This window comes from Hungatella hathewayi WAL-18680, assembly GCF_000235505.1.
Classification (GTDB): Bacteria; Bacillota; Clostridia; order Lachnospirales; family Lachnospiraceae; genus Hungatella_A; species Hungatella_A hathewayi_A.
Window position 1 is genome coordinate 1062308 of the sequence record NZ_JH379028.1, and the last position, 22313, is coordinate 1084620.

Below are 22313 nucleotides of genomic sequence, written 5' to 3' on the forward strand. Positions count from 1 at the left end.
GTTAATGCCGCCGCACAAACATTCCCTCCCTATGATTGATGTAGATATCTGTTAATGAATTCCTAAAGTTTCCGCAATCCGCATCTTCGTGCGCTCACACTGGTTGCGGCCGTAAATGATGTCGCTCACTGTGGAATTCGCTATTCCTAACCGTTTTGCCAGTTCCTGCTGGGGGATGTCCTGTTCTACCATGGCGATTTTCATTTTCTTTCCAAAGGGGGTACATGGGATTCTTGTTGCCATATATTCATTCTCCTTCCAATTTTGATTTTTACGTATTTCACTTCACTTTACTTACGTGGCTGAGCCCGGCTCTGTTACGGATACGGTAAAGACAGGTTTCACTTTAAAGCTGTTTCCGGCCTGCCAGCCTTTTCTGGTGTAGGCATAGATTCTCAGGCCCATTTCATTTTCTTTCCCCATTGATGTGGCCTGATCTGCTGCTACCAATTTTCCTTTATTTGCATTCAGATAATAATCCTTACTGCCTGCCACCATCCAGTCACCATCTGCCCCCTCAGTTCCAATCTTCATGTTCGTCCCCTCAGTTCCAGTCACTGTAAGCGGGGTGCTGTCATCCTTGGCATCTTTTAACGTAAACATGACATTGTTGGGATTCGCGAACATTGTCTCGTAGGCTGTGACCAGTGTTGGCGCTGTCCCTCCGGCATCCCCTTCTACGCTGACCTCGTTCACATACACCCAGACGCTGGATGCTGACTGGTTTGTGATCTTATATACATCTGGGTCCGGCTGACCTACCTGGGGATTTACTTTTTGCATTTTAGCCGCAGCTGTTGTATCCTCTGCCGCAGGCGCTGACGGCACTGCTGTCATGTCAATGTCAAAGGTAACTGCTGTTGGTATTGTTACTTTCAGGGTGGTTACCTTCACTACTCCTGTCAGCGTCATCGTCGTATTATCACCTGGTCCTGATACCGTTTCCATCGGGATATTCACCGGTTCTGCAAAAGCGGTCCCCGCCCATACGGTTGACATGACTGCCGACAGCATCAATGCTGTCATTTTCTTTGTCATCTTTGCCCTCTTTGTTCTCTTACTTCTCATTTCCTTTTCCTCCTTACTATCCTTTTTTCCTTGCCTGTTGTTTATATAAATCAGCGGGCTCAATCGGCCCTGGCTGCACTGATTTTTAAGGTTGGCTTTACGGTAAACTCATATTCCCCGTAAAAGTCGGGTGCAACTTTTCCATATAGTTTTATCACCGTCTCCTGCTCGGCTGGTATTTCCGCCACGAAGATTCCTGTTCGTCCGGGACAGATGGCATAGTGTTCAAAATCCTCACTGCTGCCGTACTGCCTGTCCTGGGTTCCCAGTACCAGGATGGCGGTTCCCGGCGGCCCTACGCCTGATATGCGGTCTACCAGCTGAAACGACTGCTCCACGTAGTCTGAAAACTTATCCGAAAACTTGACATCCTCCACTTCCGGAACACTGGCGATCTCCAGTTTTACCGGCACCACCGAATGATTTACTACTGTTACATCCGGGCTGGTAATCTGGGCTGACGGCCTGCTGATGTCAAACTCCTGAGCCGGGTTTACAGTGAACTCAAATCCATCTGCTGGCAGGCTGACTGAAATCAACGAGGCTGTGATATTTGCATTCATTTCTACTGGGACTGGGATACTTCCGTCATTTGGGTCCAATTCGATATCGCTGGTCACGACTCCGTTTCTTTGTGTTCTATTTGCCGGTTCCCCGCCATAGACAGGTACTGCCCCGTATTGACCTAGAAGACACAATGCCAGCCCCCACACCAGACGCTGTGCAGATTTTCTGTTTTTCAAAATAATCCCCCCTTTCGATTCCTATCTTTACATTTCTTCCTGCCATCCCTGTCACTCATAGATCACCAGCCTGATTTTGGCCGCCGCCTGTCCGATATACTCTTCGGTCTCCAGGCGGTACGTGTAAAAGCGGGCCGTGCAGTCGTATTCTCCCACAGGCAGTTCCACACTGGGCGGGGCAGTCTCCACATAATTTCCCGGTTTAATGGCCCCAGTCTCATAAATCTTCTCCCCGGTGTCATCACGGGATACCTCCACACGGATGAGTTTCCCTTGGTTGGAGGGATTTTCAATCAGCCAATTCACAGAGCGGTCCTTTCCGGTTCCTTTTCCGCTGGGAGTCGCATTGATCGACATGGCCAGCATCCCTTCTTCCACAATGGAATCCAGTTCGCGCTGACGCTCCTCCTTCGATTTGCCGGGAATGTCACCAGCTGCCACATTCGCTTCATAGTCCAGCCGCTCTTTCGCTTCCGGCGTTTTGTCTCTCATCAGCAGCATGGCTCCCAGCGAGACAGCCACCAGAAGGAGTATCCCTATCAATACCCAGGGCAAGAACCGTCCGGGACCCCCGCTGTTCTTTCTTCCACGTCCCAGATTTCCCTGTCCATCCGGTATCCCTTCATGGCCTGGCTTTTCCTGTCTACCAGAATTTTTTTCCATAAGTCCCTCCGTCAGTTTAGTACATAAATCGTAATCTTCGCCGCCGCGCGTCCCAGATAACTGCTATCCTTTATCCGATATGAATTAAAGGAGGCCGTGCAGGGATATTCCCCTTTTGGCAGCACTACATCCAGCGGCGTCTTGTCAATGTACTGCTCCGGGTCCAGATAACCGGATTGATAGATTTCCTCACCGGTATCATCACGGGTAATCGTGACTGTAAACCGGGTTCCATTATCCGGTGGATTCTCAATCAACAGGTTTGCCTCACTGTCTCCTGTCTGTAAACTTGGTGTGGCATTGATGGAAAATGTAATCAAACCTTCCTTGACAATCTCGTCCAGTTCCTCCTGCCTTCCCTCCATGTTATTCAAGGTTCCTATCTTTACATTGGCTTCTGCAACCAGTCCGGATGCCGGTTCTGTCTGAGGCGGCCGCTGGCGGGCTATGGAACTTACCGTATAGATAGACACGCACGCCACCACCACACAGAACGCTGCCGCCAGAATAATCACTGTCTCCGTCTTCTTCCCCCTCCACTTCTCTTCCATCCTCAATCGTTTCCACCTCCCTCCGGCTCCTCCACACGAAGAGTCATATCCAGAGACAATCCCCCCGCTGGTTCCTTATTCTGAAACAATTCAATCCTGGCCGTCACCGGATATTCTCCTGGCGGCAGCATTGTCTTTAATTTAACAATCTCCACATAATTCCCAGGATCCACCCGCCGGGTCCCGCCCAGCAGCTCTCCCGTAGATTTCAAATACAGATTGACCCGTGCGCTATAATGGTTGGACTCCGGGTTCTCATACTCAAGATTGCACTCCCCCGTCTCCCCGTCCATGACAGGTATCTGGTTTAATACTACCCAAAAGTCTCCCTGCGCTAAAGTCTGGCCTTGCGTTTCATGCAAGGTTCCTTCTTTTGCCCGGCCATCCGGCAATATATCTGCCTGGGCCTGAAGCGAAGCCGTCGGACGAAATGTACCAGCATACCCAGCCGTCAGACAGCCCATGATGATTCCCCCTGCCAGGAGCCATATGGCGTAATATTTCCCTGAAATAGTGTGATGAGAGTTTCTCCTTTTTCTACGACTGTCTCCAGTCTTTCTCTTCTCATCAGCCGCCATTTCCAACCTCCGCCCCTGTAACAATGGCCGTGCCGGCAGGAACATCCTCTGAAGGAATTGCTGCGCTGTATTGAATGTTGTAACCAAAGGCAGCCTGTTCCCCCAAATAAAGAGGACTGTACTTCATGAAATAACGGTAACGGAATGTATTTTTGCTCCCTAATTGATAAGACAGCCACGGAGTATCCGCCTCTCCTGCCACAGGATTATAATAATATTCTTTACTTCCAATCACTGTCTCAGAGCTCTCCTTTGCCCCGGTGATTCCCAATATTACCCCTGCCTCTTCCAGCCGCTTACTGTCATCAATAGAGAGATTCGGGGCAATTGGATTTAATTCCATCTTCCCCTGTTCCCTCATAACCTCTACCGCAGTAATTTTCCCAGCTACCGGGTAATCATTGCCATTCGTGACAACCACATCATTAGAATCTGCTCTCCGGTTAATTCCTGGTTGAAGTTCAATCGTCGTCCCCGCTGAGATAATCAAACTCAGGGTTTTGCTTGTAACCGCTTTGATTTTCACCCGAATCTCATAGCGGGTCGTTTCGTGTGATACGTCAACCAGGATTGTGCGGTCGTTTCTGTCCAGATAGGCGGCTGCATTATACAGCGTCATTTTGTCAAATGCAGCAAGCTGCGCCTTCGGCTCTGAGAGTGACGCCTGATTTTTGATTTCAGCCAAATCAACAGTTCCAGCCATAAGTACAAGATTGCTGATGGCACTGTTCAGTCCATAGCTGCGGAACTTTGCATCTGTGAAAGAAGACTTTGTCATCAGATTAAGCGCATATCCGGTGGTTCCGCTATTCTCAAACCGGATTCCACGGAACAGTACATTTGTACCGGCAGGCAGCGAATCACTTTCTGCCGTCAAATTCCCGGTGCTTCCTTCCATCGTTTCTGCCGGTGATAATTCTACCGATAACTGCCTGGGCGCTTCAAAAGTCGGAAACCCTTTTGTCATCTCTCCGGCCAGACTGGTGTACCAGACACGGGATTGATTTAACCGCTCCGTACCGGTTTCTCCTGACACATTCAGGCTGTCGGTCACCGCCTGCTCTTTCATCTCTGCCTTACTGACCAGGCTCGTCCCATTTGCCCCATCACTGCCAATTCCAGGGGTAACGGCATAACACCGTTCAATACAACCTGCCGTGTCTGTAAATCCTACAATCGAGCCCGTCTTTGCCTTTCCCGCTGCACCTGAGATACTGACTGTGCTGTCCAGACTATAACTGCTCCACACCCTGCCGGCGCTGCCAATGATTCCGCCTGCAATTCCACCTGCACAGGATTCCACAGAGCCTACCGCCGTTCCGTTTATTGTGGCATCCATGTTATAACAGTCTTCAATCCGGCCATTTCCTGAAATCTTTCCGGCAATTCCCCCGATGTAGAATTGGCCAGTCCCTGGCGCAGATATGGCACTTTTGTTGAAGCATCTGGAAATCACCGCATGCTCCGCAACCTCTGCTGCAATTCCTCCGGCCGTATGACCGGTGATCGAGGACTGGATCATACCAAGCTTTGATATATTCGCACTTCCTTTCACCGTTCCAAACAGGCCCGCCTGGTCTGCGGACTCCATATGGAGTTTGGAAATTGTATATATTTTTGCATTTCCCGCCCCAAATGTTCCACTATATTCTTTGATAGATGCCCAGGGAACCGGGTCTGATGCGGTTCCACCATACTCCGCTCCAATCGGAAATATAATATCTGAAATCAAATCGGCGTCAAAACCGCTGGCGGTGCTTCCACCTGCCCCCACCGTTTTATTTACGTGATAAGCAAACCAGGCGAGTTCTTCTGCCGTTCCCAGTTTGTAGGATTCCGTACTGCCATTGCCACCCGGTTTCGCTATCCTGCTTCCAAAAGGCCCGATTAATTGTGTGTCGATTCCCTGGCCGATTGCTTCCCAGTCTTTTGCGGGAGCCAATTTTTCAGTGGCAGCGTCTTTGGGATTGTAAAATTCCGGATACAGACTTCCCGGTCTGTAAGTCCATGAACCGATCTCTTCATCTGCCTCGTCTTTCTGGACCAGACTCTGTCCATTGAGTGCAAAGGCTGCCGCCCATGACTGAAGCTGCTCTGCGGTGACTGGCTGGGCCTGCGCGATTGTACCGCCTCCTTTATTTGAGCTTAAATTACTGACATAATAACAGTTTGTCACGGTTCCATAGCTGTAACCGCAAATGCCGGCACTGGATGTTCCCGCATTAAAACAATTTATGATTTTATTATTGCTCCCCTTATTATTTTGATTAAGAACTCCTGCAATGCCGCCAATATTGGAGCTTCCTGTTATGGTTCCTAAGTTGTAACAATTTTTGTAGGTAGTACCTGCCATTCTCTCGTCATAGGCCACGATCCCACCTGCCCGCCCTCCTGTTGCCACAATGTCTCCCTCGTTATAGCATTCCTCTATGAGCAAATTTTCACCGGTTACCACGCTTGCGGCGATTCCTCCTGCGCAATTGTCTCCACTGATCATTCCTTTGTTATAACAATTTCTCATAGTTACATTTTTACTGGAATTAATCCATCCATTTATTCCCCCTAAGGAACCATCAGCAGTAGAAATATCTCCCAGATTATAGCAGTTCTCTATCAACACCGTGTCCACACTCGATGCTAAAAATGCGACAATCCCTCCCGCCTGTCTCGTACCTGTTAAAGTTCCAGTATTATAACAATCTTTTATATTTATGTTGTTTCCAACATCAATCTGCCCGAGTATTCCACTGGGGCGGTCGGTGGCTTTAATATTTCCCTGGTTATAACATCCTTCCACCAGTAAATTATTGTTTCTAGCCATTCCTGCAATCCCGCCTACCACCTTCCTCCCCTCTACATCTACACGGTTCCAGCATCTCAACAGCTGGGCGCCGTTTCCGGCTGCCGTATTATCTATGATGTTTCCTATCACAGCCCCCACATTATCATATGTCGCCCAAACTTTTCCGGAGGCCACGCCAAAATCCTTGACAATTCCCGGATTTGCAAAATTGCCAATAAACCCCTGGTTGGAAAGATTCGTTCCTTCCACCCTTAGATTTGAGACAAAATGGCTGTTTCCATCGAAAATTCCTATGTATGGGTTTCCTTCTGTTGCTCCGATAGGATTCCACAACAAGGCATCATTTATATCCGGCGTCACCGGCGTAGTTACTCCATATCCGTACAAATCAATGTCATCCATCAGCTTTGCATTAAGCGTATTCTGCCCGGCATTCACCTGACAGGCAAACCAGGCCAGCTGCGCTCCGTTAAATATCTCGTAATATCCTTCTGCATTTTGTTTCGGCCGGAGTCCTTCTTCCAGACCATCTCCGACTTCCTTCCAGCTGTTGTAAGTGGCTGCTTTACTCAATGTAAATAAGCCAAAACTTTTTGATATGTTTTCCATGGAGGCTTTTAACTTCAGACCGGTATTTTCAGAATCCTCGCTGCTGCCCGGATTTTCTTCTATGTTTTGTTTTTCCATAGATTCGTCTGTTTCTTCCTCTTTTGATTCCAGGCTGCTTCCAACTCTTGGCGCTTCATGGCCGGAAATGGCGGCATTTTCATCGGGCAGAACCTGATTATTCTCATCAATTCTGATTTTGCCTTCCGCCTCCCACCGGATTTCCTGGCCATCTATCTCGGAAGGCAGAACAAGTTCACCCGTTTTTAAAACATCTGATAAACGAACTCCTTCCGGCAGTACCAGCGCAACCGCCGATACTTTGGAACTGACCGCAATCCTATTGTTTTCATGCAATGCAAAGTATTCAATCTGGGGATATGCATTTTCCACAGTAAACCATGTACCAGGCATCTGTGACTGCGTTCCAATTAATTCAATCGTATTCAAACCCTTCACCGTCGATTCTGATTCCTGGTTCTCTTGTTCCCCGACACAGGCAATCTGTCTGTCATAGGCACAAGCGGATAAGTTTCCATCCCCTTCCGCAATAAATGCCCCCCGGCTCACTCCATTCTCACCAATCGTCATTGTGGAAAAGCAATGTTCAATCGTTCCCTCATTAACAGCTGCAAAACCGCCTGTCACGCCGCTGCTTTCGACCAGTCCGGAAGCATAGCTGTTTTCTGCCCGGGTCTCTCCACCCAGAATTCCCACAAATCCTCCGGCATATGTATCAACCTCTGTCACGCCGGAACCTGCCGTAACCAGAGAAAAACTGTTTGATATCAGCGTCTTCCCGGCTGTCTGAGCCACAAGTCCTCCGGCCGCTATGCGTTCTGCGGTTACAAGTATGAACATATCGCCGTTTGGATTTCCGACATATTCTATCTGATTTTCCAACTCGTTTGCATCGAATGGCGTTGCAGCGAAGATAGTCGTCTCCAATGGAACTGTCTCAGATACCGTCATATCGTATGGGTCCGCATCGGATGGTGTTGAGATAAATGGCACTGGATTCTCCGGTTCCACCCCCGGCCCAATTTCAGCTGACTGTTCCGCACCAGACGCACTGGCGGCGGCAGCAACTTGACTATCAACAACGGCATATGTCTTCATTGTTAAACTCTGCCGTTCATGGGGCTGATAACCAACTGTCTCCATTGGAACTGCTGCCTCAGTATTGGAATCTGTCTGTATCTCCTCTTCCTGCCCTGTTTCTTCCTGCCCCGTCTCTACCTGAACAGTCTCTTCGGCTGTCTGATTCTCCTGTCCTGTTTCATCTTCTTTTGCTGTCTGGGTTTCCTGCGTGTTTTCCTCCCCCTCAGATGAATCAGCAGAAACACCTTCACTTTCCTGGGAAGTTACGGATGTCTCTGTTTCCCATAAACTTTCTGTTTCTGGTTGCGTACTTTCACTCTCTTCTGCTCCAGCGCCATCCCCATCCTCTTTCCCTGTGTCATCCTGTATCACTTCTTCTGTGTTATTTCCTGCTCCGTCTCCTGGCGTCCCCTCTGTCTCCGCTTCCCCTTCCGGACTACTCTCCTCCTGTGATTTTGGCACTTCCTCATATCCCGGACCTTTCAATTCCTCCGCATCCGCCGGACTGGCCTTCGCTGTCTGATACTCCGCCTCTGATGGAGTGGCCACATAGATTTCTCCACCCATTCCACAGTTATGAACCGTGGAATCCACTATATACGCTGCCAGCGCACCATATCCATCCACATAGCATTCGCCGTCGAAGTACGTAAATGGATGTTGAATTACTACGTCACTCAAGAACAAATTTTCCACCGTCGCTTGATTCAAAACGCCAAACAGCGGTCTTTCCAACCCGCTTATCACATGCCCGTTTCCGTCAAAACTTCCTGTAAATGGTTCCACATTTGTCCCTATGGAACCACTTATCCAGCCAAGCTCCAAATCCTCTTCCAGCCGGTATCTTCCATTTAAGTTATACTCCTCACTGCTTTTATCCAGAAGATACTGCTCCAGTTCCTCTTCCGTATAGATTAATACTGTCTCACGGCTCTTCGCCCTGGCCGTCCCTATTCCCCGCAGCGCACAGCATCCCGCTGCAATCAGCAGGATACACGCGATTCCTGCTGCCAGATATGTAAAGTATTTTTTCTCCTTCGTTTTCGTATGTAATATAAAGCGGCTCATCTGTATCCCTCCAACATTTACTCTTATCCCTATCCTCTGGTCCTGATAATCAGTATCACACTCCCCAGTATCTGCTTTGACGCCACCGTTCCCACATTCTGGTCGCGGCTGTCAATGGAAACTCCACGGTTATCTCCCAGCACCAGATACTGTCCCTCTATCACGGTTAACGGCGCCCCCATCTCGTTCCCGTCATTCTCCCGTTCCGGAACTGTCAGCGTTATATAATGCTCCCTCACCTGGGTTCCATTGACGACCACCCGGCCGCCTGAAACACTGATTTCCACCGTATCTCCCGGAAGCCCTACGATACGTTTCACAAAGTTTTCTCCTCCATTTTCAAAGACCACTACCTCATCCCTGTTACATCTACCGCCAAGGCGGCTGTATATAATCCAGTCCCCGTTATTTAGATACGGGTACATAGATTCTCCGGAAACCCGGTCCACTCCGATGATAAAAGAAAACAGACAGATCACACTCAGCGCCAGCATGATAAAAGTAAGAACAATTCTCACATTTCTGCGCTTTCGTCTTGCAAAATATCGCCGCATTTCAACCCGCATCTGCATTCGCAGCTGCCGGGCTTCCTCCGCAAGACTATCCGGTCTGTCTGATGCCCCGGCACGGACCGCAGCTCCGGCCTCCACCGCCTTTATCACATCCCACAGATAACAGATAATCTGGGTCTCCTCGAATCCGCCGAACCGCACTGTCCGAAAATGGGAGCTTTTTCCCGTTTTATTTATACTGCCTGCCCGCATCTGCCTGCGGGATTTCCCCTTTATTTCGGCCCCTCTCACGAACTGGCACCTCTCTCCCGGATTTTACCCCATAAGATATATTATGTGGTATTCCGTTGCCGTTTGTGCGGACTGAATACCATGGCTGTAATGGTTAATTGAAGTTTTGGACCTGATTCTAGGTCTCATAAAGAACAGATTGCTGATAATAAGAGATTTTCTGAAAATTTTGATTAACTGAAAGGCTGTCCGCGTCCATCTCCGGACGTCCATGTTTTATCAAAATAACCCAATTTCATATTTATACGTATTTTAATATTTTTTGCTCGTAAATATGCCGCAATTTATATGTTTTTCCATTTTTATCCTTGCAATTTTTACGAAAGCAAGTATAATAGACTATATTGTGAGGGGTATTTTCCCTCGCAAATTATCGTCAATACCACATAATATATCTTATGGGGTATTTTTTATTTTGTCGTAATCGGCCTAATCAAGCACCAGATGCATCCGCGCCATCTGCTCTCTGGGCCGTTCCTCCGTGTCAACGGTATAGATTCGCGTCGTGCTGATATTGGAATGCCCCAGCAAATCCATCAGCCGGACCACATCTTTTTCCACATTATAAAATGTTCTCGCAAACAAATGCCGCAGATTATGGGGAAATACTTTCGCACTGTCCACTCCAGCCGTCTTTCCAATCTGTTTCATCCTTTTGCTGATATTGCTCCTGTCCATCGGCTTCCCATTCTTAGTGACAAAAATACTCCCGGAAGTGATGTCTTCTTCTTTGCAATATTTTTTCAATGCCCGCGCAAGCTCGGAAGGGATCAGCACCAGCCGGGACTTTCCCTTGTTATAAATCTCCGCCCGGCACACGCCCAATGATTCCACCGTGATGTATTTCAGCTCACTGATGCGGATACCCGTGCTGCATATGGTCTGAATCAGCATGCTCATCCGCATATCACCTTCTTTTCTTGCCGCACAGACCAGACGTTTATAATCCGCCTTCGTCATCTCCCTTTCCGGTTTGCTGTACACCGCCCTCTGAATTTTATACAGCCTCACCTTCCACTCTTCCTGTCCCAGATATGTAAAAAAGCTGTTCACGGCCGCCAGCATGGAATTGGCGCTGGCAATCGTATACCGCTCTTTCAGCCACTGCTTATACTCTCTCACCTTATCTTTACTAATTGTCATATCGCCGGACAAGTATGCTATAAACTTTCGAACATCCCGCAGATATTTCTCCACCGTAGCGCTGCTCCGCTCCTCATCCTGTAAATACCCCCGGTACTCCTCCAATGTCAGTTCCGTAATCCTCATCCTTCCGTACCCCCTCGTTTCCATAGAACTTTTCTCTTTTGTTGTTTCAGTATACGATATACCTTATACGCAAAAGGGAAATTTTTCAAGCAGATGAAAACAGATTGTGCTGGGAATTATTTCCATGCAAAAAGAGAATGCCCATGCCGCAGCACGATACATTCCGGATAATTTTTCAAGATATTTTAATCGCACGGATATATCGCTATATTTATCGCTTTATAATCATTAAATTTATCGCTATATTCTCATTATTATCTATTGCTATTTTTCATCTAATCGCATATACTAAAAGAAAAAAGAGAGGTGATAACACATGACTATAACAGCCAACCTGCTTCAAAGTCTGGTTCCCATCACACAATTTAACCGTGGGCAGGCTTCCAGGATTTTTGACCGGCTTCGGACGGAGAAACAACTGGTCGTGCTAAAGAACAATCAGCCTTCCGCCATCATTCTGTCCCCGGAAGAATATGAGCGTCTGGCCGAAATTGAGGAAAACTATCTGCTTTTGATGGAAGCCAGCGAACGTCTGAAAAAAAATGAAGGAAAAAATTCCATACCTTTCGCCGATGTTCTCTCCAATCTGGGCATCACCGAACAGGAATTAAACGAAACGGAGGATATTGATATCGAATGATTTGGAATATTACATTTTTAGAAGAAGCGCAGGAAGACCTAAGAAAATTAGACGGTTCCGTCCGTATCCAAGTGCTAAAAGGAATTCAAAAAGTCAGTCAAAATCCTCTCCCAGCCACACAGGGCGGCTACGGAAAACCACTTGGAAATAAGAACGGAACCAATCTAACCAATCTGTTAAAAATCAAATTTCGTGACCTGGGAATCCGGGTCGTCTACAAAGTAGAAATCACCAATTCCATCATGAACATCATTATTATCTCAACGCGGACCGACGAGCAAGTTTACGAAGAAGCCAAAACCCGTCGGAATAAACATCATTTATAATTACCCTTATTTATGCAAACGGATTCTCCGTCTTATACAACATCCCCTTCGGCTGGTTAAACCCAATCTCCTCCACGTCAACGCCGATATACTTAAACACCTCATAAATCGCTTTTCCATAATGTCCAAATGCCACCGCCCCATGATGCGGGAAGTTCTTCTCAATCAGTACGTGGCGGTAGAAGCGGTTCATCTCCGGGATGGCGAAAATGCCGATGGCGCCGAAGGAGCGTGTCGCTACCGGGAGCACCTCGCCCTGGGCGATGTAGGCCCGCAGTACATTGTCAGCCGTACTTTGGAGACGGTAGAAGGTTATATCGCCAGGAACGATATCGCCCTCCAGGGTTCCCTGGGTTACTTCCTCCGGCAGGGCTCTCGCCATAATCAGCTGGTACTTCATCTCGCAGAAGGACAGCTTCTTGGAGCTGGTGTTGCCGCAGTGGAAGCCCATGAAGGTCTCTCTCTGGCCGTAATCATAATTGCCCTTGATATCCTCATTGTACAAATCAGCCGGCACGGAGTTGTTGATATCCAATAATGTCACCGCATCCTGGCTCACGCAGGTTCCGATAAACTCGCTCAACGCGCCGTAGATATCCACCTCACAGGACACCGGAATGCCTCTGTCGGTGAGACGGCTGTTTACATAACATGGCACAAATCCAAACTGGGTCTGGAAAGCCGGCCAGCATTTTCCGGCAATCGCCACGTATTTGCGGTAGCCTCTGTGCTCCTCAATCCAGTCAAGCAGTGTCAGCTCATACTGGGCCAGTTTCTCCAGAATCTCCGGCTTCTTGTTGCCTGCGCCAAGCTCGGATTCCATATCTTTCACCACATCCGGTATACGCGCGTCGCCGGCATGTTTGTTAAACGCCTCAAATAAATCGAGCTCGGAGTTCTCCTCAATCTCCACACCCAGGTTGTAAAGCTGCTTGATGGGAGCGTTGCAGGCCAGAAAGTTTAACGGTCTCGGTCCAAAGCTGATAATCTTCAGTCCGCTTAACCCTACGATAGCGCGGGCAATCGGCACAAACTCCTCAATCATATCGGCGCACTCCTCGGCTGTTCCAACCGGGTATTCCGGAATGTATGCCTTAATATTGCGCAGCTTCAGGTTATAGCTGGCATTCAGCATCCCGCAGTAAGCATCGCCACGGCCCTGAACCAGATTGTTACCACTCTCCTCAGCCGCCGCGATAAACATGGCCGGTCCGTCGAAATGCTTCGCTAACAATGTCTCAGAAATCTCCGGTCCAAAGTTGCCAAGGTAAACAACCAGGGCATTACATCCCGCCGCCTTCACATCCTCCAGTGCCTGTACCATATGTATCTCACTCTCCACGATGCAGACCGGGCACTCATAAATATTTTTCTCATCATATTTGGCCTTGTAGGCTTCAATCAACGCTTTCCTTCTGTTCACGGAAAGGCTCTCCGGGAAACAGTCGCGGCTTACGGCTACGATACCGATTTTTACTTCTGGCATGTTAATCATGTGAATATCCTCCATTTTATTATGAAATATATTTTATTTACAATTCACTAGTTCCGTTTCTCTCACTATCTGAAAACATGTTTCTTCATACTTTTATATCGAAACATTCTCACCCTTCAAACCAATCCAGGCGTTTTCCGGAAGCCCTGCCTCCTCATGGCCCACCAGCCATTTATTTCTTGCGAACAGCAGCTTATCTTCCCCGCACCGCACGGCTGCCGGCCCGGCCAGTTCCTCGTTGGTTCCTCTCGGAAGCACGATCACACAGCGGAATCCCCCCTCGTCCGTCTGGCACGGCGCATAGTGCAGCGTCGTCGCATACACCTCAATCAACGTCCCCGCCGGCACAAAAAACGCTTCCACCAGCCCGGTGTCATAGGTGTACTCCTCCGTGATATCCTGCTGCCGTCCAATCAGCAAAATCATGTCCGTCACCGCCAGATTCACCTCCGAATCCCGGTGATACTCCAGCGCGTTTAACTTCCGGTTATGTCCGTTGCAGTAACCAATCTGAATCGGCATTCCGCCATACACGCCGTCCGCCAGCGCCCCGATTTCCGGCAATGCTTCCAGCTCCGGCACGGAAGCCACATAAACCACATCCTCCGGGAGCGGAGTCTTCTTCATCTCCTCCATCAGCCCCGACACCTCATATCCGGTAATCACCCGGCCGTACATCCGAAACTCCGAATCATTTACATGTTTCAGCTTCATATTCTTTCCCTTCCTCTCCACATAGTTCGTTCTACAAGTTCGCCAGTTCTTTATAATCCGCCTTCAAACTCTGATAGAGATTCTGGTAGATATGATGATAGCACTCGTAAGTCTTCACATTCTCCGCCACCGGGCTGGTGCTGCTCTTCTCACTGATCAGTCTGTCGCAGGCTTCCTCCACACTGGGGTAAATGCCGCAGCCAACCCCGGCTAGAATCGCCACGCCCAGAGCCGGCCCCTCGTCCTGCTGCACCGTCTTCACCGTGCAGTTGTAAAGGTCAGACAGCATCTGACGCCAGACAGGGCTCTTCCCGCCGCCTCCGCAGGCCATCATCTGCGTCACATCCACGCCCATCTCCTTTAAAATCTGGTTGCAGTCACAGAGAGAATAGGACACGCCCTCCATCACCGCCCGCAGCAGATGTTTCTTCGTGTGAATCGCCGACAGCCCAAAGAACACGCCCCGGCAGTCCGGGTCCAGATGAGGCGTTCTTTCGCCCATCAAATAAGGCAGATATATCAGCTTGTCGCTGCCCGCCGGAATCGTCTTCACATCTTCATTAATCAAATCATAGACATCTTTTCCCTGGGCCTTCGCCTCCGCCACATAATCCTGGCAGAACTCATCCTTAAACCATTTCAGGGAAAGACCGGCCCCCTGGGTCACGCCCATGATATGCCATGCCCCCGGCACCGCGCAGCAGCAGGTATGCACCCGTCCCTTCTTGTCAATGGAAACCTGGCTGCTGTGTGCAAACACCACACCGGAAGTCCCGATGGTGGTAAATGCTGTTCCATCCCGCACAATCCCGGTTCCCACAGCCGCCGCCGCATTGTCCCCAGCGCCGCCAACCACTTTGACCTCCGCCGTCAATCCTGTCTTCTCTGCTATCTCCGGAAGCAGAGTGCCTGTCACCTCACAGGACTCATAGACCTTCCCCAGCATGGATTTGTCAATCTGAAGCGCCTCTAACACCTCATCCGACCATCGCCGCCCCGGCACATCCAGCAGCTGCATACCGCTGGCATCCGACACCTCCGTGGCAAACACGCCGGTCAGAATATACCTTATGTAATCCTTTGGAAGCAGAATATGCTTACAACGGCTATAATTCTCCGGCTCATGCTTCCGCACCCAGAGAATCTTGGCCGCCGTCCATCCCGTCAAAGGCGGATTGGCCGTAATCTCAATCCAGCGCTCCTTCGGCATTATGCGCAGCATATCTTCCACTTCTTCCCCGGTTCTCTGGTCGCACCAGATGATAGAAGGGCGAATCACCTCCCCGGCTTCATCCAGCATCACAAGCCCGTGCATCTGCCCGGAAATACCGATGCCCTTAATCGCTTCCCGTTCCACCGCCGCCTGGCTCACCACCCGTTCCAGTGTCGCCAGCACCGCGTCACGCCAGTCCTCCGGTTTCTGCTCCGCCCAGCCGTTCTTCGGCTGGTACAGTGGATACTCCTGGGACGCCGAGGCCATCACTGTTCCCGCTTCGTCAAACAGAACCGTCTTCGTCGCCGATGTCCCCACGTCAATTCCTATCAGATAGTTCATTGCGTAACCCCTTTCTCAATCACGAGTCTTTGACAATCTCTTCTATCTATGAGTATAACTTGTTCCACTGTCACTTTCCAGACTCAAACTTGACCAGTTGATAGCACTTTCTTGCTCTTTTTATTTTCCGGGTCCGGATTTCCCTCTCTCCTGCCCATCCGGTGCCGGTACTCACTGGGAAGACACCCGTACCGTTTGGAAAATGCCTTGGCAAATGCCCGGCTGTTGGGAAATCCATTGTTTAACGCCACGTCATTCAGACTATGCTCCGTGTTCATCATTTCCCGCAGTCCGTACTCCGTCCGCAGGTTCAAAAGATACGTCTTATAGCTGACATTGGCATACCGCTGAAACATCCGGGACAGGTAGGTCGGCGAAAATCCAAACAAATCCGCCACACTCTCCAGGGTGATATCCTGGTTGTAATTCTTCTTCATATAGGAGGTAATCCGGGACAACTTATCCAGATGACGTTTCTGCCGGATATTGCCCTGGTCCTCCTCCTTCTTCATGAAGGAGGTAACCAGCAGATACAAAAGCTCCAGGAACAGACTGCGCACCTTCAATTCATAGGCCAGCCCCTTCTCCTGGTAAGCCCGGTACATCTGCACAATCAGCTTGACCAGCTTTAAATTCTCCTCCTCCGAGCCCTTGGAAAATACCGCATAATCGTCCTCCTCCAGGTACCCGGCAAAACAGCTCACCGGAATCTGCACCACGATGGTGGTGTTTGGCATCGGGGCCTCAATGGAGTGAATCTCATTGGAGTTGACGATCACAAAATCCGGGGCCGTTAACGGCAGACTGGTATTGTCGATAAAGAATTCCAGCTTCCCTTCCAGCACCAGAAAGATCTCAATGGAGCGGTGCCAGTGCTTCGCCCTCCGGTAGTTGCCTTCCTTTCCCTCAAACAGGAACAGTTTAAACGGTAAGTCCTCATTGGGAAGCACCAGCTCATGTTTAAAATCCGTGGTCATCCACCTGCCTCCTTCTCAAACAGTAAACAGCATTTTCTTGCTCTTTTCTGTTCTCATTGTAGCAGTCCCGGACCTTCTTTGCAACTACTCCTTTCCCTGGCCGTAGTAGGCGTTTGGGCCGTGCTTTCTCAGGAAATGTTTATCCTGCATGCACTGGGGCGTCTGGTTGTCCCCATTGGGATTTAGCAGCTCCGTCATCAGGTTCATTTTCGCAATCTCCTCCAGGACCACCGCGTTGTGTACCGCCTGGGCCGCGTCCTTTCCCCAGGTAAAGGGGCCATGGTTTTTGCAGAGAACACCGGGGACATAGACGGGATTTTTTCCGGCAAAGGTCTCGACAATCACCTTTCCGGTATTTTTCTCATAGCCCTCCTCAATCTCCTCCGGCGTCAGATTTCTCGCACAGGGAATCTCTCCGTAAAAATAATCCGCATGGGTGGTCCCATAACAGGGAATCCCCCGCCCGGCCTGGGCCCAGGAGGTGGCAAACGGCGAATGGGTGTGCACCACCCCGCCAATCTCCGGAAACGCCCGGTACAGTTCCAGATGGGTCGCCGTATCGGAGGAAGGATTCATCGTCCCTTCCACCCGGTTTCCCTCCAAATCCATCACCACCATGTCTTCCGGCCGCAGGTCGTCGTAATCCACACCGCTGGGCTTAATCACAAACAGCCCCGACGCCCGGTCAATTCCGCTTACATTTCCCCAGGTGTAGGTGATAAGCCCACGCCTGGGAAGCTCCATATTGGCTTCGTATACCTGCTCTTTTAATACTTCTAACATCACATGTCTCCTCTTTCTTCGCTTCTACTGGGACCTTGTTCCATATGGCTTGCTGCCCATCTTTATGATCACAGCGCTTCCACAGCCGCCCGCTCCACAGGCAGTCCCTGGCGGTATCTCTCCATAAACGCTTCAAATCCGGCCACATCCGCTTCCTCCGGCTGCAAAGTACTACCTTCCTGTCCGGCAAACACCTTCTCCGCCAGATAGCCAGCCAGCGTCTCCCCGTCCTCTTTTTTCAACATATATTCCGCCAGCAGCGCAATCCCCCAGGCGCCGCCCTCGCCGGCCGTCTCCATCACGGACACCGGAACATCGGCGGCCGCCGCCATGATCTTCTGTCCCACGCCCTTTGTCTTGAACAGTCCGCCATGCCCCAGCAGCACATCCAGCTTCACATCCTCCTCTTTAAACAGGATATCCAGCCCCGTCTTCAGCGCTCCCAGAGACGTGTACAGATGGGTCCTCATAAAGTTGGCCAGCGTAAACCGGCTGTCCGGTCTGCGCACAAACAGCGGCCGTCCTTCCTCGAATCCCGTGATATGCTCCCCGGAGAAATAGTTATAGGACAGCAGGCCGCCACAGTCCGCATCCCCCTCCAGTGCCTTCCGGTACAGCGTGCCGAACAGCTCATTCATATCCACATCCATACCCATGCTCTCCGCAAACTCCTTAAATATCCCTACCCAGGCATTCAAATCGGAGGTACAGTTATTACAATGCACCATTCCCACCAAATCCCCGGCAGGCGTCGTCACCAAATCAATCTCCGGATGGACTTTCTTCAATTCTTTCTCCAGCACCACCATGGCAAACACGCTGGTCCCGGCGGAGACATTTCCCGTTCTCACAGCCACACTGTTGGTCGCCGTCATCCCGGTCCCCGCGTCCCCTTCCGGCGGGCAGAGCGGTATCCTGGCCTTCAAATTGCCGCTGGTATCCAAAAGCTTCGCACCCTCCTCCGTCAGCACACCGGCATCCTCCCCGGCCACCAGCGCCTTCGGCAGAATATCCCGCAGCTTCCACGGCAGTTTCTCTCCCGCCACCAGCTGGTCAAACTGCTCCACCATCCGCTGGTGAAAATCCTTCGCCTGGACATCCACCGGGAACATCCCGGCCACATCCCCGATGCCAAGCACCTTCCGCCCCGTCAGCATCCAGTGCACATAACCTTCCAGGGTTACCATATAATCAATATCCGGCACATGGGGCTCCCGGTTCAGAATCGCCTGATACAGATGGGAAATGCTCCACCGCTGGGGTACCGGATACTGAAATACCTCCGTCAGCTTCTCCGACGCCTCCCCGGTGATGGTATTTCTCCAGGTCCGAAATGGCACCAGCAGCTTCCCTGCCTTGTCAAACACCATATACCCGTGCATCATGGCGCTGAAACCAATCGCGCCTATGGTCGTCAGCGTTTCCCCATACTGCCTTAACACATCCTCCGCCATATCCCGGTACGCGTCCTGAACCCCTGTCCAGATATCCTCCAGCGTGTAGGTCCAGATACCGTCCTCCAGCCGGTTCTCCCAGTCGTGGCTTCCCGTCGCTATCGGTCTGTGATTCTCATCAATCAGCACCGCCTTAATCCTGGTGGACCCCAGCTCCATTCCCATGGTCGTCCTGCCCTCCCGAATCATCGCCGCCGTCAGTTCTCTCTCATTACCCATATCTCCATCTCCTGTTCCCGGCCCGTCTGGCCGCTATTTGCAGAATCTCCGGCTCCCGGCCAGATTCCCCGCTATCTCTACCGGAATGCCACCGCATTCCACCGAAGTTCATTTTTTAGATTCCTGATGGTAGTCTCCCCATCAATATAGACCGCCTCAATGTCCATAGCCGCAGCCCAGTCCCCCATCTGCTCCGCCGTCAAATCATAGGAAAACGCCGTATGGTGGGCGCCGCCGGCCAGTATCCAGCTCTCCGCCCCCGTCGCCAGGTTCGGCCGTGGTGTCCAGAACGCCGTGGCCACCGGCAGCTTCGGCATAGGCTTCTCCACCTTCTTACAGTCCACCTCATTGATAATCAAACGGAACCGATTCCCCAAATCAATGAGAGACGTGGCCACCGCCGGTCCCGTCTTGGAAGTAAACACCAGTCTCGCCGGGTCCTCCCGGTCGCCCATGGAAAGCTGGCACACCTTAATCCCAACCGGTCCCTCCGAAATCGTCGGACACACCTCCAGCATATGGGCCTGTAAAATCCCCTCTTTTCCCGGAACCAGATTGTAGGTATAATCCTCCATAAACGAAGTCCCCTTGGCATCCTTCATCCCGGAGGTCATAATCTTCATCAGCCGCACCATAGCCGCCGTCTTCCAGTCGCCCTCGCCGCCAAATCCATACCCCTTTTCCATCAATCGCTGAATCGCCAGCCCCGGAAGCTGCTGCAAAGCCCCCAAATCTCCGAAATGGGTGACAATGGCCTGATAATTCTTCTCCTTCAAAAACCGCTCGAACCCAATCTCAATTCCCGCCTGCACTGCCACATGACGGCGGAACTCCTTCTCATCACGTCCCTCCAGCAGTATCTCGTACCTGCTGTAATATTCCTCCACCAGGGCATCCACATCCCCGGCGGACACATCCTTCACATAGTCCGCAATCTCATTTACCGGGTAAGCGTCAATCTCCCAGCCAAATTTTATCTGCGCCTCCACCTTGTCGCCCTCGGTAACGGCAACATTTCTCATATTGTCGGCTACTCTCACCACGCGGATATGGCTGCTCTCCATGATACCGATGGCAGTCCGCATCCACTCCGCCATCCGCTTCTGCACCGCCTCGCTGCTCCAATGTCCCACAATCACCTTCCGCTCAATTCCCATCCGCGTCACAATATGGCCGTACTCCCTGTCGCCGTGGGCCGACTGGTTCTCATTCATAAAATCCATGTCAATGGTGTCATAGGGAATCTCCTGGTTAAACTGGGTATGTAAATGCAGCAGCGGCTTCCGGTACTCCTGCAGTCCCAGAATCCAGGACTTGGCCGGCGAAAACGTATGCATCCAGGTCACAACCCCCGCGCACTCCTCATCCCCATTGGCCTCGTTGAACAGCTGGCGGATGGAAGCATTGTCAATCAGCGTCGGTTTCCACACCAGCTCAAAGGGCAATACCCCCGATTCATTCAGCTTCTCCACGATAATTTTCGAGTGCTCCGCCACGTTGGCCAGACACTCCTCCCCATACAGGTCCTGGGACCCCGTTGCAAACCAGAATTTGTAATTTTTCTCCGTCATCATGCCACTCTCCTTCTCTCATAAATTCTTCTGGTTTCATTATAAAAAATACCTCCGGCCAAGGCAATTTCCCACCCCTGTCATTTCCTCTCAAAAGTTACCAAATCCGACCTCAATCTTCTTGCATTTCCCCTCCATTCCAGTTAAACTAGAGGAAATGAAACAAAAAACGAAAGGAGGCCCGCCATGACGCTCAAATCTCTCTGCGAGCAGATATCCTGCAACGACACCAATATGCTCCGGGAGGACAATCCCATCGGCTCCCGCATCATGTGCCCGGAGTACTCCCTGCATTTGGAAGACAAGAAGACCTACCCCCTCCCCAAAGAGGAACATCTCTTCGCCCTATGCTGGAACGTGAGCCCCAACCACCGGCTCTACGGGACCATCAAGCCGTCGGCCGTCTCCTTCTCGTACAGCTGTCATTTTGAGCCGGGGGACAAGACCCAGCTACACACCCACGAGTATCTGGAACTTTCCTACATCGTGTCCGGCCGGTTCCGCCAGCGGATTCTGGGGAACGATATTACCTTTGAGCAGGGGGATTTGTGCCTGATTGACAAGAACTGCCTGCATCAGGATTATCTGGATTCCAGTCCCGCGTCTATCCTGTTTCTCGGCATCGCCAACGATATTTTCGAGGAGATTATGGACAGCCATGTGGCGGCGGGGCGCATCGTCTCCTTTCTCCAGTCGGCCCTGTTGAAACAGAAGAATCTTCAGCAGTACCTGCATTTTAAGCCCAATCCCGACGCCGGGACGAAGCTGGAGGAATGTCTGGAACCGCTACTGCGGGAGCTTATCACCCACGACGAGGCGTCCTCCTACATCTGCCGCGGCCTGTTGATGCGCATTTTCCGCATTCTCAGCACTGATTACGACTTTTCCCTGTCCAGAGAACTGCGCAGGGAAATGAACTGGCTGATGTACGAAGAAATCACCGCCTACATCCGGCAGCATTACCGGGATATCACCATCCGGCAGCTCTGTGAGCAGTTTCATTTTCAGGAGGATTATTTCAACCGCCTGCTGCGCCAGAAGACCGGCATGACCTACACCGAATATGTGCAGAAGCTGCGTCTGGATGAGGCGGAGCGGCTGCTGACGTCCACCAGTCTCAGCATCGAGCAGATAGCGGACGCCGTCGGGTACCAGAACAAGGGGTATTTCTACCGGATTTTCACCGAGCGTTACCAGATGACCCCGGCCCGGTTCCGCAAAGAGCACACCGGAGCCTGACTGGGCCCTGTCGCACCAAAAAAACAGATGCCCCAAGCAGGGCATTCTCAAGAAAAAAAAATTGGATTTAAGAAAGGAAACTATAAT

General features: G+C 50.8%; 19 protein-coding genes. 3 read left to right on the forward strand and 16 right to left on the reverse strand.

Going from position 1 to position 22313, the window contains the following annotated elements; genetic code table 11:
• Window positions 1-51 precede the first annotated feature (51 nt).
• From HMPREF9473_RS20525 to HMPREF9473_RS20565, 9 genes are all read right to left on the reverse strand, one after another.
• Window positions 52-243, reverse strand: a complete 192-nt coding sequence (locus HMPREF9473_RS20525) for a helix-turn-helix domain-containing protein (RefSeq protein WP_006782135.1) — start codon at window positions 241-243, stop codon at window positions 52-54.
• 51 nt (window positions 244-294) lie between these two features.
• Entirely contained in the window at window positions 295-1068 is a 774-nt protein-coding gene (locus tag HMPREF9473_RS20530; protein ID WP_006782136.1) for a hypothetical protein, read from the reverse strand.
• A 59-nt stretch (window positions 1069-1127) separates the two neighbouring features.
• The gene (locus tag HMPREF9473_RS20535; RefSeq protein ID WP_006782137.1) at window positions 1128-1811 is read right to left on the reverse strand and encodes a hypothetical protein; all 684 of its coding nucleotides are present in this window, start codon (window positions 1809-1811) and stop codon (window positions 1128-1130) included.
• Between the two features lie 51 nt (window positions 1812-1862).
• Complete coding sequence (locus HMPREF9473_RS26515; RefSeq protein WP_006782138.1) at window positions 1863-2474, reverse strand: hypothetical protein; 612 nt, start codon at window positions 2472-2474, stop codon at window positions 1863-1865.
• Between the two features lie 11 nt (window positions 2475-2485).
• Complete coding sequence (locus tag HMPREF9473_RS26520) at window positions 2486-3025, reverse strand: hypothetical protein (RefSeq protein ID WP_006782139.1); 540 nt, start codon at window positions 3023-3025, stop codon at window positions 2486-2488.
• A 2-nt stretch (window positions 3026-3027) separates the two neighbouring features.
• Entirely contained in the window at window positions 3028-3603 is a 576-nt protein-coding gene (locus HMPREF9473_RS20550; protein WP_006782140.1) for a hypothetical protein, read from the reverse strand.
• On the reverse strand, window positions 3593-9181 hold the full coding sequence (locus HMPREF9473_RS27850) for a hypothetical protein (RefSeq protein ID WP_006782141.1): 5589 nt from the start codon (window positions 9179-9181) through the stop codon (window positions 3593-3595). Before HMPREF9473_RS27850 ends, HMPREF9473_RS20550 begins: the two co-directional genes overlap by 11 nt.
• A gap of 29 nt (window positions 9182-9210) precedes the next feature.
• On the reverse strand, window positions 9211-9984 hold the full coding sequence (lepB, locus tag HMPREF9473_RS26525) for a signal peptidase I (protein ID WP_006782142.1): 774 nt from the start codon (window positions 9982-9984) through the stop codon (window positions 9211-9213).
• Between the two features lie 429 nt (window positions 9985-10413).
• Window positions 10414-11253 (reverse strand): tyrosine-type recombinase/integrase, encoded by an 840-nt coding sequence (locus HMPREF9473_RS20565; RefSeq protein ID WP_006782143.1) that lies wholly within the window; start codon window positions 11251-11253, stop codon window positions 10414-10416.
• Window positions 11254-11569: 316 nt separating this feature from the next.
• Here HMPREF9473_RS20565 and HMPREF9473_RS20570 point away from each other — a divergent pair, with 316 nt between their 5' ends.
• Both HMPREF9473_RS20570 and HMPREF9473_RS20575 read left to right on the forward strand, forming a co-directional pair.
• Window positions 11570-11893 (forward strand): type II toxin-antitoxin system Phd/YefM family antitoxin, encoded by a 324-nt coding sequence (locus HMPREF9473_RS20570; protein WP_006782144.1) that lies wholly within the window; start codon window positions 11570-11572, stop codon window positions 11891-11893.
• A complete protein-coding gene (locus HMPREF9473_RS20575; protein WP_006782145.1) occupies window positions 11890-12219 on the forward strand; it encodes a type II toxin-antitoxin system RelE family toxin in 330 nt (109 codons plus the stop codon). Before HMPREF9473_RS20570 ends, HMPREF9473_RS20575 begins: the two co-directional genes overlap by 4 nt.
• Window positions 12220-12229: 10 nt before the next feature.
• Here HMPREF9473_RS20575 and HMPREF9473_RS20580 read toward each other — a convergent pair whose 3' ends face one another.
• The 7 genes from HMPREF9473_RS20580 to araA all read right to left on the reverse strand — a co-directional run bounded on the left by HMPREF9473_RS20580 (window position 12230) and on the right by araA (window position 20990).
• Window positions 12230-13714: an L-fucose/L-arabinose isomerase family protein gene (locus HMPREF9473_RS20580; RefSeq protein WP_006782146.1), complete on the reverse strand. Its 1485-nt coding sequence runs from the start codon at window positions 13712-13714 to the stop codon at window positions 12230-12232.
• Window positions 13715-13807: 93 nt separating this feature from the next.
• Complete coding sequence (locus HMPREF9473_RS20585; RefSeq protein WP_006782147.1) at window positions 13808-14428, reverse strand: DUF4867 family protein; 621 nt, start codon at window positions 14426-14428, stop codon at window positions 13808-13810.
• A 31-nt stretch (window positions 14429-14459) separates the two neighbouring features.
• Window positions 14460-15983 carry a xylulokinase gene (xylB, locus tag HMPREF9473_RS20590; RefSeq protein WP_006782148.1) on the reverse strand — a complete coding sequence of 508 codons (1524 nt, stop codon included), beginning with the start codon at window positions 15981-15983 and terminating at the stop codon, window positions 14460-14462.
• 83 nt (window positions 15984-16066) lie between these two features.
• A complete protein-coding gene (locus tag HMPREF9473_RS20595) occupies window positions 16067-16960 on the reverse strand; it encodes an AraC family transcriptional regulator (RefSeq protein ID WP_006782149.1) in 894 nt (297 codons plus the stop codon).
• Window positions 16961-17044: 84 nt separating this feature from the next.
• A complete protein-coding gene (locus HMPREF9473_RS20600) occupies window positions 17045-17743 on the reverse strand; it encodes an L-ribulose-5-phosphate 4-epimerase (protein ID WP_006782150.1) in 699 nt (232 codons plus the stop codon).
• Window positions 17744-17811: 68 nt separating this feature from the next.
• Complete coding sequence (locus HMPREF9473_RS20605) at window positions 17812-19416, reverse strand: xylulokinase (RefSeq protein ID WP_006782151.1); 1605 nt, start codon at window positions 19414-19416, stop codon at window positions 17812-17814.
• A 77-nt stretch (window positions 19417-19493) separates the two neighbouring features.
• Window positions 19494-20990, reverse strand: coding sequence for an L-arabinose isomerase (araA, locus tag HMPREF9473_RS20610; protein WP_034859681.1), 1497 nt, complete (start codon window positions 20988-20990; stop codon window positions 19494-19496).
• Window positions 20991-21173: 183 nt separating this feature from the next.
• Here araA and HMPREF9473_RS20615 point away from each other — a divergent pair, with 183 nt between their 5' ends.
• Window positions 21174-22226, forward strand: a complete 1053-nt coding sequence (locus HMPREF9473_RS20615; protein WP_006782153.1) for an AraC family transcriptional regulator — start codon at window positions 21174-21176, stop codon at window positions 22224-22226.
• The last annotated feature ends 87 nt before the right edge of the window (window positions 22227-22313 follow it).